Source organism: Amycolatopsis sp. NPDC114504 (assembly GCF_055633595.1).
Genome location: NZ_JBVKDU010000002.1, coordinates 848176 through 860408 on the forward strand (window position 1 = coordinate 848176; position 12233 = coordinate 860408).

12 protein-coding genes are annotated in these 12233 nt (G+C 64.3%); 6 read left to right on the top strand and 6 right to left on the bottom strand.

Features of this window, described 5'->3' with window-relative positions:
• Nucleotides 1-73: 73 nt before the first annotated feature.
• Both ACZ7PG_RS15840 and ACZ7PG_RS15845 read left to right on the top strand, forming a co-directional pair.
• Nucleotides 74-439 (top strand): hypothetical protein, encoded by a 366-nt coding sequence (locus ACZ7PG_RS15840; protein ID WP_470239773.1) that lies wholly within the window; start codon nt 74-76, stop codon nt 437-439.
• A 22-nt stretch (nt 440-461) separates the two neighbouring features.
• Complete coding sequence (locus ACZ7PG_RS15845; RefSeq protein WP_470240768.1) at nt 462-833, top strand: hypothetical protein; 372 nt, start codon at nt 462-464, stop codon at nt 831-833.
• Here the strand turns inward: ACZ7PG_RS15845 and ACZ7PG_RS15850 are convergent.
• Entirely contained in the window at nt 823-2694 is a 1872-nt protein-coding gene (locus ACZ7PG_RS15850) for an ArnT family glycosyltransferase (protein WP_470239774.1), read from the bottom strand. The genes ACZ7PG_RS15845 and ACZ7PG_RS15850 overlap by 11 nt on opposite strands.
• A 298-nt stretch (nt 2695-2992) precedes the next feature.
• Between ACZ7PG_RS15850 and ACZ7PG_RS15855 the strand changes: the two genes are divergently transcribed.
• A complete protein-coding gene (locus ACZ7PG_RS15855) occupies nt 2993-3664 on the top strand; it encodes a S1 family peptidase (RefSeq protein WP_470240769.1) in 672 nt (223 codons plus the stop codon).
• 42 nt (nt 3665-3706) lie between these two features.
• Here ACZ7PG_RS15855 and ACZ7PG_RS15860 read toward each other — a convergent pair whose 3' ends face one another.
• The 5 genes from ACZ7PG_RS15860 to ACZ7PG_RS15880 all read right to left on the bottom strand — a co-directional run bounded on the left by ACZ7PG_RS15860 (nt 3707) and on the right by ACZ7PG_RS15880 (nt 10579).
• Nucleotides 3707-5002: an alginate lyase family protein gene (locus tag ACZ7PG_RS15860; protein WP_470239775.1), complete on the bottom strand. Its 1296-nt coding sequence runs from the start codon at nt 5000-5002 to the stop codon at nt 3707-3709.
• Between the two features lie 87 nt (nt 5003-5089).
• Nucleotides 5090-5590, bottom strand: a complete 501-nt coding sequence (locus tag ACZ7PG_RS15865; RefSeq protein WP_470239776.1) for a SixA phosphatase family protein — start codon at nt 5588-5590, stop codon at nt 5090-5092.
• Nucleotides 5591-6111: 521 nt separating this feature from the next.
• A complete protein-coding gene (locus tag ACZ7PG_RS15870; protein WP_470239777.1) occupies nt 6112-6246 on the bottom strand; it encodes a hypothetical protein in 135 nt (44 codons plus the stop codon).
• 337 nt (nt 6247-6583) lie between these two features.
• Nucleotides 6584-9622 (bottom strand): TrlF family AAA-like ATPase, encoded by a 3039-nt coding sequence (locus ACZ7PG_RS15875; RefSeq protein ID WP_470239778.1) that lies wholly within the window; start codon nt 9620-9622, stop codon nt 6584-6586.
• Nucleotides 9623-9766: 144 nt separating this feature from the next.
• Nucleotides 9767-10579 carry a GntR family transcriptional regulator gene (locus ACZ7PG_RS15880; protein ID WP_470239779.1) on the bottom strand — a complete coding sequence of 271 codons (813 nt, stop codon included), beginning with the start codon at nt 10577-10579 and terminating at the stop codon, nt 9767-9769.
• Between the two features lie 149 nt (nt 10580-10728).
• Between ACZ7PG_RS15880 and ACZ7PG_RS15885 the strand changes: the two genes are divergently transcribed.
• From ACZ7PG_RS15885 to ACZ7PG_RS15895, 3 genes are all read left to right on the top strand, one after another.
• Nucleotides 10729-11184, top strand: coding sequence for a hypothetical protein (locus ACZ7PG_RS15885; protein ID WP_470239780.1), 456 nt, complete (start codon nt 10729-10731; stop codon nt 11182-11184).
• A gap of 303 nt (nt 11185-11487) precedes the next feature.
• Entirely contained in the window at nt 11488-11727 is a 240-nt protein-coding gene (locus ACZ7PG_RS15890) for a hypothetical protein (RefSeq protein WP_470239781.1), read from the top strand.
• Nucleotides 11728-11808: 81 nt separating this feature from the next.
• A complete protein-coding gene (locus ACZ7PG_RS15895; protein ID WP_470239782.1) occupies nt 11809-12030 on the top strand; it encodes a hypothetical protein in 222 nt (73 codons plus the stop codon).
• Nucleotides 12031-12233 lie beyond the last annotated feature (203 nt).

The window sequence follows — 12233 nt, forward strand, 5'->3', positions numbered from 1 at the left end:
GTGGCACCTCGGCGGACGGCCCCGCCGGTACTACGGAGTAAGTTGGCGGCCGGCGGACCGGAAGGAGGAACGGGTGATCTTCGGATTCGCCGTGACGGTCGCCGTGGCGGCCACGCTCGTCGCGCTCTGGAGCTTCGTCCAGTCGGCCCGCAACAAGCTGCCGGACAAGCCCCTCCTGATCGGGATCGCGGTCGTCGAGGTCCTGCTGGTCGCCCAGCTGGTGATCGGGATCGTGCTGCTCGCCGGCGGTGACCGCCCGGGCAGCCTGGCGACCTACCTGGCCTACCTGATCGGCAGCCTGGTCGTGCTGCCGGTCGGCGCCGCCTGGGCGCTGGCCGAGCGGAGCCGGTCGAGCACCGCGGTGCTCGGCATCGCCTGCATCGCCATCCCGGTGATGGTGCTGCGACTGAACGAGGTGTGGAGTGGAGCAACAGCGTAGGACGGCCTCCGGCCCCGGACGGGTGCTCGTCGCCGTGTACGCGATCTTCGCGCTGGCCGCGACGTCGCGGGCCGGCGTCCAGATCAGCACGAAGTTCCACGAGGCACCGCTCGCCTACCTGCTCTCGGCGTTCGCCGCGGTCGTCTACATCGTCGCGACGATCGCGCTGGCCAAGCGCGGCGACGGCTGGTGGCGCGTAGCGCTGACGGCGTGCTCGATCGAGCTGCTGGGCGTGCTGACCATCGGCACGCTGAGCCTGGTCGACGCGGCCGCGTTCCGGCACCCGACCGTCTGGTCGGTCTACGGCGAGGGCTACCTGTTCATCCCGCTCGTGCTGCCGGTCATCGGCCTGTACTGGCTGCGCCGCAGCGCGCCGTCGAAGGTCACCGCCTGACGCCGCAGTCGAAGAGCACCCCGGCGGTGGCGGCGTCCGGGCCGATCCGCGCGGGCGGCACCGGACGGCAGTGCTGGGCCTCCCACGCGATGCGCCGGGTCAGCTCGCCCGCGTCCCCCGCCGCGGCCGTCGGCTGCTTCGAAGCGCCGCGGCCGATCTCGAGGAACACCTGCGGCAACAGCACGAACCGGACTTTCCCAGCCGACACCCACCGCGGCAGGTCGGCGGCCGACGGCGCGGGATCGAAGCCGATGTAGCCGCCCAACGGCGCCACACGCGCGTCGGTGTTCAGCAGGAACGGGTCCGCGCCGTACGTGCCGCCCTCGACCGCCAGGACGACTCCCGTCGACGACGCCTGCGCGTAAGCGAGCACCTCCCGCTGACCAGCGCTGAGCCGGTACGCGTCGTCGATGAACCGGACGTACCCGGCCTCGGCGCCGGCGCCGGTGTTGATGCCGACGACGGTGCGCACCGCGTCCGTCGACGGCGGCCCGGCACCGGGATCGGCGGTCTCCAGCACGCTGACCGGCCGTAGCGCCGTGTCGACGACGAAGGCCGCGGGACCGGCCACGACGGCGGCGAGCCCGATGACGATCGCGACGCGTGGAGCCCGCAGGAGCACCGCGACGACGGCGAGGATCGCCAGCGCGAGCACGGTGTACCGCAGCCACGGCAGCCAGTCCGGCGTCCGGCCGAGGAGGACGAACGCGAGCAACGCCGTCCCCACCACGGCGGCCGGCAGCACGAACCGGACCGGTCCCGAGGAGCGCTGCCACCGCCAGGCCGTGGCCAGGCCCGCCGCGGAGAGCGCCGCGATCGCCGGGGCGAGTTCGGCGGTGTAGTACGCGTGGAAGATGCCGCCGGTGAACGAGAAGACCGCGGCGCCGGCGACGAGCCAGCCGCCCCACAACGCCCAGCCCGCCTTCGTGCGCGGCGCGGCACCGCGAGCGCGGAACGCGGCGACGACCAGCGACCCGAGCGCGAGCGGCAGCAGCCAGGCGATCTGCCCGCCGACCTCGGCGTCGAACAGCCGCAGCGGACCCGCGCCGCCGCCGAGTGCCGCGCCGACCGTGGCGCCGTAGCCACCGCCGATCCCGGTCGAACCGCCGACCAGCCGTGTCACGCCGTTGTAGCCGAAGGCCAGCTGCCACACCGAGCCGTCCGTGGTGCTGCCGACGAACGGCTTCGCGCCCGGCCACAGCGTGACGACAACGGGCCAGGCCAGCGACACGACCAGCGTCACCCCGCCGGCCAGGCCCATCCAGGCGAGACGCCGGCCGCGCGCCCCGACGACGTACGCCAAAACGAGGCCGGGCAACACGATCCACGCGGCGAGCATCTTCGTCATGAAGCCCAGTCCGACGAACACGCCGGCCCACAGCAGCCACCGCGCGTCGTCGATCGCGCGGGTCACGCAGTAGGCGGCGAGCAGCAGCAGGAGCACCAGGAGGGTGTCCGGCAGGTTGTCGCGGTTGATCGCCGCGGTGATCGGCGTCAGCGCGAACAGCGCCGCGGCGAGCAACGCGGTCCGCGGGCCGGCCCAGCGGCGCACCACCCGGTCCAGCACGAACACGGCGGCCACGCCTTCGACGATCTGGACCAGCGCGATCGCCCACGGGTGGAAGCCGAACACGGCCACGCCGAGCGTCTGGGTCCAGAACGCGAGCGGCGGCTTGTCGACCGTGACGACCCCCGCCGGGTCGAAGCCCGCGAAGAAGAACGCCGAGACGTCGTGCGACATCGAGTGCACGGCGGCGGCGTAGTACGGCTGCAACGGACGGCTGCCCAGCGCCCATCCCCACAGCACCGCCGCGACACCCAGCACCGTCCCCAACGCGATCCGCTCGGCCTTCGCCGTCATGGCTCCCCCTCCTGTTCCCCTCGGAAACGCTAGGGCGGCGCGCCTCCGGAGTCCTCAAGCTCCGGATTGAAGTGGCCTCCACCCGTGGGTTGAGCGCGGAACAGTACGGGAACTGCACGTAGCCCATTCGACGAGATAAATACGGATACGACCGGACTTTCGTCGGTTCCGGACATTCCCTGCGAACTCGGACACTCATCTCGTTCGGTCCCCACCGGCTTTCCCGTGCGGGTTCTCCGCACGAAAAGGAGTGAGCGTGAAATTCGGCAAGTTCGTGTTGCTGGCCGCTAGTACCGCGCTGGCCGTCGTCGGCCTCGGCGGCCCGGCGACCGCCCAGACCACCCCGCAGGCCCAGCCGTCGATCATCGGTGGCAGCACCGCCTCGAGCGGCCCTTGGGCGGCCCGGCTGTTCGTGAACGGCCAGCAGAACTGCACCGCGACGATCATCGCGCCGCAGTACATCCTGACCGCGAAGCACTGCGTCAGCAGCTCCGGGACGTACACGTTCCGGATCGGCAGCCTGGACCAGACCAGCGGCGGCACGATGGCCACCGGGTCGACGATCACCAGGAACGCGAGCGCTGACCTGGCGATCGTCCGCCTGACGACGTCGGTGAGCGCGACGTACTCCCCGCTCGGCGCGGTCGGCGACGTGGCGGTCGGCCAGAACGTCTCGGTCTACGGCTGGGGCGCGACGAGCCAGTGCGGCTCCGAGATCAACTGCCAGTCGCGGTACCTGAAGGTCGCGACGGTCCGGGTGAACTCGATCGGCTGCAGCGACTACGCGGGCGGCGTCGCGGTGTGCGCGAACCGCGTCAACGGCATCACCGCCGGCGGCGACTCGGGCGGCCCGATGTTCGCCAACGGCCGCCAGGTCGGCGTCGCGTCGACCAGCGACCGGTCGAACAACACGGCGTACACGAACATCACGCGTTATCGCAGCTGGATTTCTTCGGTGGCCGGGGTCTGATTTCCCGGAAAGGGCCCGGCCGCGCGGCCGGGCCCTTTGCCGTCAGGACGTCGAAATGTCGTCGAGCTGTTCCGCGGCGGGCCGGACCGGGTAGAGATCGCCACCCGGCTCGACGGGCACGCGGGGCAAAGCGGTCCGCGCGGCTTTGTCACCGGCGTCGGCTGCCGCGTGCAGCACGTCCAATGCCGCGTACTGCCGGAAGTCCAGCTCGGGGTAAGACCACTGTCCCGTCGTCGTAGCCGGAATCAGGAAGTCGACGGCTTTGAACAGCGTCGCGCCGCTGGGTGCGGTGTAATGCCACAGGTCGACGCCGACGTGCTTGCCGATCTGCGCGAGCCGCGTCAGCGCGACGAGGTTGAAGTTGGAGTAGTGCCAGCTGCGCGTCCGGCTCGCCTCCGCAGGCTGGTAGCCGTCGGCGTTGACTTGCGGCGCAATGCGGTTCGGGCCGGCGTCCTGGACGATCGTCTTCGCCAGGTCACGCTGCCCGGTGCCGAGGGCGAGCGACGCGGCCAGCATGTCGTAGAAGCTGCCGTGGTTGTTCTGGGCTTTGGCCTCGTCGGTGCCGTTCTTGCTGGTGCGCAACCAGTTCAGGAACTGTGAGTACCAGCCGGTCATGCCGGCCTGGTCGGTCCTGCTCCAGCCGGGGGCGCCGGTCGCGAGGATCGCGGTGGCGTCGACGACCTGGCTCAGCGTGTAGGAGAACTCGATGATGCCGATGCCACGGCCGTCGACCTTGCACGGGATGCCCTGCGCGTAGTTCATGTTCGGGTTCATCTTCGTGGCGGCGTCGAGGAACCACGTGCGCAGATCGAGCGCCGCCCGCCGGGCGTAGCGCGCGTCCCCGGTGTAGTACCAGGCCAGCGCGAGGCGGTAGATCGCGGCGAAGGCGTCACCGCGGTAGGCGTGATCGGTGATCTCGTCGACGATCGGGTTGCGCTGCCCGTCTTTCTGGACGAAGGGGCAGCCCCAGGGGTTCTCGGCGGTCGGCGCAGTGGTGGGCCACCAGTAGGGCGCGAGGCTGAGGTAGTCGTGCTTGTCCCCGCTGGGCGGGACTTGCTTCTTGGCGGTGACGCTCCAGGGCCCGCTCGTGAGATCGGTCTTCGCGGCGGCAAGCAGGTTGTTCAAGGCGGTTTTCGACGTACGTTCGCCGACGAGCGCGGCGAACTTGGTCCGCAGCAACTGGGTCCCGTCGAGAACAGTGGTTTGGGGCGCACAGATCGGCCCGATGACCGGGACGGTGCAGCCGTTCAGCGCGGCGGCTTCAGCAGGCGCCGCCACAGAGGCGGCGAGAAGCCCAGCCGCGGCGAGCACGGCCACGACGGTGTGGCGGAAGATCATGTCCGCTCCATTCACGAATATGAACGTCAACCCTGTGAGTGAATGGAGCGTACGCATGTGAACATCGCTGAGGCAATGCCTCCGGGTTCAGTCCCGCGGCCGGAAGAAGGCTTCGAGCCGCGCGGCGGCGAGGTCCGCCCAGGTGTCACCGGTGGCGAGCACGGCCGCGGCACCGGTGGGGAACTTGGCCTGGACCAGCCGGGTGTCATCCCCATAGCCGGCGAGGTGGAGGGTCAGATCGCTGACACCGGGCTCATGCCCGACGAGGGCGAGGGTGGTGACGCCGTCGGGAATCTTGCGGGCGGCCCTCAGGAACTCTTCGACGTCGCCGCCGTAGAGGTCATCGTCGTACTCGACGGGCGGCTTCACCGGGAGCGCCTCGCTGACCCGCTCCCAGGTTTCCCTCGTGCGGCGGGCGGTGGAGCAGACGACGTGATCGGGGAGGTAGCCGTTGTCCTTGAGCCAGCGGCCGAGGTTGGGCGCATCCCGAAGTCCCCGCGGCCCGAGCGGGCGTTGGTGATCGGGGACGCCGTCCGGCCAGGCCGATTTGGCGTGCCGGAGGACGATGAGCCGCCTGGTCGAGTCCATGTTCACCGCCTGTCGTCGTGGCCGCGTCCAGCGAACACCGCGACGCGCCGAGTCAGATAGGTGCGCCAGCAATTGGCCGCGCCGTCCATCACTTTCGGTCCACCCGCGGAGCTTTCCATGTGGCCGGCCGGGAAGCCAAGCCACTTCGCCCGACTCGATCAAGACGAAGGCCGTTGACGGACGGTAGGACGCTGACCAGGGAGTTTGAGTGGGCCGCCTGGGGCTCGAACCCAGAACCTACGGAGAATAAGCCCAGGTCAGCGGCTGGTTCTCGTCATCTGTCGATACCAGTCTTCACCTGCACGGACGTCCGCGCCAACCGATCATGGTCGGTCGCTGGTTCTCGTCGTTCTGCGTCGTTTCCCGGGGGAAAACCGGGGAGATGATCATGCCCTCTTCGCGGCTCTTGCTGCCAGCTCGCGCGTGCCTACTGTACCGCCCACAGCTCCTCCGCCATCCCGATACGAAGCCAGCACGCGGCGCTACCGGCCGTTGTCACGATCAAGCTTCGGGGTGGCTGGCTACCGGTCGCCGAGCTTCCGGCTGAGCCGGTCCATCGAGTCGGCCAGATCGGCCGCGCCGCGCAGCGTGATGCTGTTGTCCTCCATGTGGCGGAGCTGGTGAAAGATCGCCAGGAGCGCTTCGGCCGTAGCCAAGCTGACAGGATCGCTGGCCGACTTTCCCGCTTTGATAGCTCGACGGGCGGCCTCGGCGTGGGTGTCTGCGGTGGACCTGTCGGATCGCGCCATGGGATCGACCATGCCAGCGTGCACGCTCGCCGTAACTAGGCCGATGAGATGACCGCCGTCAGCGGCGGGGAGCCGGCCGTGCCGATGTTCCGGCGGCCGCCCGGCGACCGGCGGCCGGAGCGGAGCGGCAGGCCGTCCGTGTCGCGATCGGGCGGGCCGCCGAACCCAAGGTGACCGCGCGCCGCCGCTGGCGGCGCGCCTTGATCCCATAGAGCCAAGTTCGGCAGAGCTGCTTCATTGGGCCTCAATCGGCCGGAGGGCGAGGTATCACTTTACTGTACTTATCGCGCCGCACAATAAATGCTGGTCGAGTTCCTTCGAGTACATCGACTGCATTTTCTCCCGTAACAAGATCCGAGAGAGGACCCGACTGAAGGGAGAATTTTCCTTGCCCGTAGGAGCAATAGACAATTTGATCAGCGTCGCCAACAATCGCCAGGTTGGCATTGTGGGTAACCATGATTATCTGCCTGCGCGCCTTAGCCCGCCTCAGCGCCGGTACCAACACTTGGCGCACGGCTTTATTATCAAGATTTTCTTCTGGTTGATCGAGCAGGAGAGGCACTTGGTTCTGATCCACAACCAAGTAGAAAAGAAGAAGGATCAGCCCTCGCTGACCAGGCGAGAGAGATTCCAGCGGAAGACCACTCCCCGTTAACGAAAACTTGACACCAATCCATTCCAGGCGGACTAATTGCCAGATCGCGTCCGTCAACGTAGTTGACGATTTAACGGCCGAATGTGGATTTCGTTCGGGTTGAGTTGAGTCGCCACGCTCATGACATAGCCCGGCAAGATAATCCGCAACAAACTTTTCGACGTCATAAGCGTCATCGACGCTAAGATTGTTCCCAACGGTCTCTAAAGTCGCCAAGAGGTCGGAGTTTTTTCGACCGTCTAATTGTTCCGATAGTTCCCACAGGCTGGCATTTGCAGACAACTCCGCCCTAAACTCAAGACCTGCGTCGCGCGCGAGGTCATCGCCAGCCACGAAGTCGGCGGCGGGACCGTACAGCGTCGCACTGATATCACGCTGTTGCGCAAGAAATCCATGCATTGTTCGCACGTTAGAAAGAATATTTTTAGTTACATCCGCGATTTGACTTGGAAGAAGTTCGCGAAGTTCTATCTGGTGGTCAAGGTAGTTCAATGTTCCAGCGTCGTCTATTGATCCATACAGATTCCGAACTCTCTGCGTGAGATGCTGCACAGCTCGACGACGTTCTTCTCGCGCTGTATCTTCCGCCTCCAACCATATCCGCAACTCCTCGCGCTTGACGACTAGGTCACGAATAGCCCTTTCACTAGCCTCCACACCTTCGATCAACTCGCGCTGATTACTGGCCAATGTCTCCGAAAAGCCTGAGATGGCAGACTGATTAATAGAAATATCAACAACCGGGTCAGATATCGACAAAACCTCAGGAAACAGGTCGTTGATCCTTGCTCTAAGCTCTTCTGCGCGCGCTGTAAGGACCGATATTTCACTGCGGAAATCCGCCATTTCATTGATACGCCTTCGGGTCTCACTCAGCTTCCGCAGCGCCTCATCCTTCACCGCAGTAAGGCGACCGATCTCGGAATCTACAGATGCAATCGCATTCCTGCTCATCTGCAGTGGCGACAGCTCCCCATCACCGCCACGTTCGGTAGCTAAACGCAGTTCTTCGTGAGCTTGCTTGAGATCGACCTCGGCGCTTACGATTGCCGCCACAACGACGCCCCTCTGAGCCTTCAAGTCGTCAAGGTTGTTTTCAGCCAACCTTCTATGCAACTCGACCCAAATTGTGCATTCATTCAGCGTTCTCGCCCTGGCCAGCTCGAGCAGCTTTTCAAAGGGCGCAACCCGCAATTCTATGAGGTCCTCAAGCGTGTGCTGCTCAGCTCGCTCAGATATTGGAATATGCCTGAAAAGGACCTTGCGTAACTCGCTTTGGAAAGCTTCATGCTCCTGCGAGAGCGGGTCACTTGCACAGATTCTCTCAATGAGCTTCTGTGGCAGGTATTCCACGGATTCCATGCCGGAAGGGTCGAAGGGGTGCGACAGGTTCTCCGTCCGAGACTGTCCACTAACCCAGTTTATGGTTGCTTGATACGATGATCGCGCCTTGTTCTTTGAATTCAAGAACCGAGTGCCATTGAGGAAAGCAAAGTCGTTGTCGCGCGAAGAATTACCCGCACGCGCAATACAGTCCAGCAACGCGGACTTTCCCTGCCCCTTGTTGCCGACTATTGCCACCAGGCCGTGGTTCAAATCTAGCTCATAGTCAAAGAGGGCGTTCTCCAAGTCATTTCCTGCTGGATGAACTCCAATCCAGTTTATTATGCTTTCGGGTGACGTCCTTCTGCGAGCTATGTCAGACGGCTCAGTTCCGACGAATATTCGATCCTCGAACTCTGAAAGTGCATGCACTAAGCCATTAAAGGTACTTTCGGCACGAACCCATGTAGAACACCGTCCAACCCTATTATTTTCCGCGAGATTATCCGAAAACGTGTGCGCATCACTGCAGTCGAGGAGTCTGCTGTTCACGTTGTCTGCGGCGAGTTTCTCACAACTCTTACGCCATCTCGATGGATCTTCAAACGCAGTGAAGAGTAGGTCGGATTTATTTATTAGGTTCTTCTTGGACGCAATGGAGGCTTCTTGCCACTTGATATCCGCCCACTCCACTTTGCCGAGCGCAGTAAGAGTCCTACCCTCAAAATACGGTCGCTTAAGCACATTGTAGACAGAGTCAAGATCCACAACGAGGTTGTTGAAGCCTTCGATCATGTCCGATTCATAGTCCCCTTGACGCCCAGGGGGAACCGAAGACTTTATGCGTTTTCCAAGGTCCTTCAATGAATCTCTTGTTACTACCCCGCTCCAAATTGCTTCTTCATTTCCATTTGGAAGCAACTTGAACTCTGAGCTCATAGCTCCGATGAATTGAGCTTCGATCACAGCCGAACTAATCGCCGGATCGAAAAGTACGTGCAAATTGGCACGACTCAACTTACTCGCACTACCGCCAAACTGATTGACCCTGAGCTCAATTACGGGAATTATGCATTTCAAGTTCTTAAGGCGACCGTCGTTTTTCGCTTCAAGAACTTTTCGATAGCCGTCAAGAAACCAGTAGTCGTTGATTCCCACGACCGTAAATTCGCTGGGCAGGTTTTCCAGATCGAGAAGAAATCGCTCCCAGTTTTCCTCGTTGTCAGCCCCGTACTGCTGAACAAGTGAGGCCGGCGTGTGGATATGGAGATCCCACTTGCTCCACTCGGCCCCGCGCGACATACCGTCCTCCTTCGACTTTTACGGTGCTATGTCGCTGGATAGGCTGCGCCGTTACTCATATACATGAACCGTGACAGTTAATCACTCTTTGGAGTTACCACTCGAACGTTAGGTCATCAAGTTGCTACGCTGAGTAGTATTCGGTTACCGGACATCCATGACATAGCGAAGTTCGTAGCGATCCGCTGGAAAGAGGATGTCGGCGGTCTCGACGGCAAGGTCATCTTCCGCGCCGAATCGATCTGCCACACGGAACGTCTGCGTAATCTGCACGACTGGCCGGTTGGCCGGGATGTCCAGCAGCTTCGCTTCCTCGGCGGTCGGCGTGCGGATGTCGAGGCGCTCTTCGACCTGGTTGACCTCGTGCCCGATAGCCGAGAACCGATCGACGATGCCCTTGTCGGCATGCGGGCCCTCGTGCGGTAGCTCGATGTCCGTCCCGCCTGTGAGGGCCAACGGCTCCCACGCCAGACTGCTCGTGACCGGTTGCGGCGGGTTCCCCATCCGGATGAAGTAGCGCGTGCAGGTCACCGGGTCGCCCTCGTTGATGCCCAGCCGCTCGGCGATGTTGGCCGGCGCCGTCGTCTTGGTCGTCTTGTGCTCGACCTGCATCTCGACGTTCGCGGCCTCGGCCTCGCGCACGTACGTGCGTGCCTCCTGACCTCGAAAGTAGCGCAGCGGCGCGATCCGGGTCAGCTTGTCCAGACGGCGGACGAACACACCCTTGCCTCGGATGCCGTTCGCGAAGCCCCACTCCCGCAGCAGGCGCATCGCTGCGCGCGCGGTGATCGGTGAGACGTCGTGGATCTCGCAGAGCTGAGCCTCGCTCGGCAGCTTCTCCCCGTCTTGCAGCTCGCCGCTGATGATCCGCGCCCGGTACTCCTTGGCGATCTGCTTGTAGCGGGGCTCGTCGTTGTCCGGGAACTCCGGGTGGTCGCCGAACAGCAGCTCTGACATGTCTCCTCCTGGTCGTCGGCGGTCATCGTCTCATGAACCTCGTATGTTGACAGCTTCACATACGAGGTTTACCTTCGTATACGAGGTTGGTTCGAACGGACCAGCGCAGGCCCGGACGGCGGGCACCACGAAGAGCAAAGGGACACACGATGGCGATCACCAGGGGACACCGGTTCGAGATCGGCTTCGACGACGCCTTCCCGCAGGGGTTGGTGCTGGTCGGCGACGTCTCGCCGGACAACGAGTACCAGTCCAGGGAGGACAAGGCGGCTGGCCGGCCGACCAGGCAGCGCGTCGACGAGGTCACCGGGAAGCGGCAGTGGAAGGCCACCGTCACGGACCCGGACGAGACGAAGGCGAAGCGCGCTTCGTTCGAGATCACGCTCTTGGCCGACGTACAGCCGGTGCCGACCACAGCGGAAGCGCTGCCGGGGATGCGACCGGTCGAACTCGACGGCCTGACCGCCGAACCGAAAGTCGCTGGTCAGGGCGAGTTCAAGTACCAGTCGTACGTGTACCGGGCGACCGGCTTCAAGTCGGCAGCTTCCGGCGGCGGCGCGAAGTCGACGCGGGCGAACACCGAGTCGACGCCCAAGGCCGCGTGATGGGAGCCCTGGTGCCCAGGAACGGCAGCATCGCGCTGGCACCCGGGCACCTGGTCGAGGCCTGGGAGGCGGCCTACCGGCGCTATGGAGACCTGTCGACACGGGCAGGTGACCAGGCCGACGGCCGTACCGCTCAGGCTCTGGCTGCCGCTTCGGTCGACGTCGCGGCAGCTTGGCGGGATCTCGCGAGTCAGGGCCAGCTCTCCTGGTGGGTGCTCGCGGCCGTCACCGCCGCAATCGAGGGGTTCGAGGAACAGGCGCTCCTGTGGCAGGCGCGCTCGGACAACGAGGAAGGACAAGGCCATGGCGTTCAACGCGACGTGGGCCCCCGGGCCGGAAGCGGTCGCGGGAATGCAGGTCGTCGGAATCCACCACAACCAACCCGCGCTCGTGATGTACCTGGACAAGGACAGCATCGCGATCACGACACCGGGTGGCCCGGCGACGTGGCCGGAGTTCGTCAGGTTCCTCCGCGAACTCCGCGACGCGGCTGACGAAATGGTCAAGGTTCTGCAGAACGAGCCGAGCGAGCCCGGCACCTAAGTTCGGCACGGGGCGGTTGGAAGTTTGGCCCTGCCACCGTCCCCGTGCCTCCCGTCCACACTCCACAAAGGAGGTGAAGCGGTGAGTGCCAGGCTACGGCTCACCCGCTGGCGACGCGATCACCCGTACCGGGACAAGCGCCTGCGCCGCGTCCGGCTCAAGTGGCTCATCTGCCGCATGTGCGGACACGGGTCGTTCCTCCAGCTGGACGGCTACCACGTCTGCCGCAACTGCGTCGCCCATATCGATCGGGCGATAGCCGACCGCGAACGACGGTACCGCGAGCAACACAAGTCCAACTAGATTAGTCCACATTAGACACAACGTGCGCGGGTCGCACGGCGATGCCGCACGCCCAAATGCGGCGACCAAAAAGGCAAGGCGCAGAAGCGGAAACTCGGCTACCAACCATGCCGCTCCTGCGCTGTCCACAACCGCGAGGTGTGAACAATGCAGACGCTAGACGATGACAAGCAACCATCGCCAGTGGGGGTCACCCGCTCGCG

Bases quoted from the DNA above. Each gene is read 5' to 3' on its own strand.
- ACZ7PG_RS15850 (WP_470239774.1), bottom strand. From the start codon at position 2,694: ATGACGGCGAAGGCCGAGCGGATCGCGTTGGGGACGGTGCTGGGTGTC.
- ACZ7PG_RS15875 (WP_470239778.1), bottom strand. From the start codon at position 9,622: ATGTCGCGCGGGGCCGAGTGGAGCAAGTGGGATCTCCATATCCACACG.
- ACZ7PG_RS15880 (WP_470239779.1), bottom strand. From the start codon at position 10,579: ATGTCAGAGCTGCTGTTCGGCGACCACCCGGAGTTCCCGGACAACGAC.
- ACZ7PG_RS15890 (WP_470239781.1), top strand. From the start codon at position 11,488: ATGGCGTTCAACGCGACGTGGGCCCCCGGGCCGGAAGCGGTCGCGGGA.
- ACZ7PG_RS15860 (WP_470239775.1), bottom strand. From the start codon at position 5,002: ATGATCTTCCGCCACACCGTCGTGGCCGTGCTCGCCGCGGCTGGGCTT.
- ACZ7PG_RS15885 (WP_470239780.1), top strand. From the start codon at position 10,729: ATGGCGATCACCAGGGGACACCGGTTCGAGATCGGCTTCGACGACGCC.
- ACZ7PG_RS15865 (WP_470239776.1), bottom strand. From the start codon at position 5,590: ATGGACTCGACCAGGCGGCTCATCGTCCTCCGGCACGCCAAATCGGCC.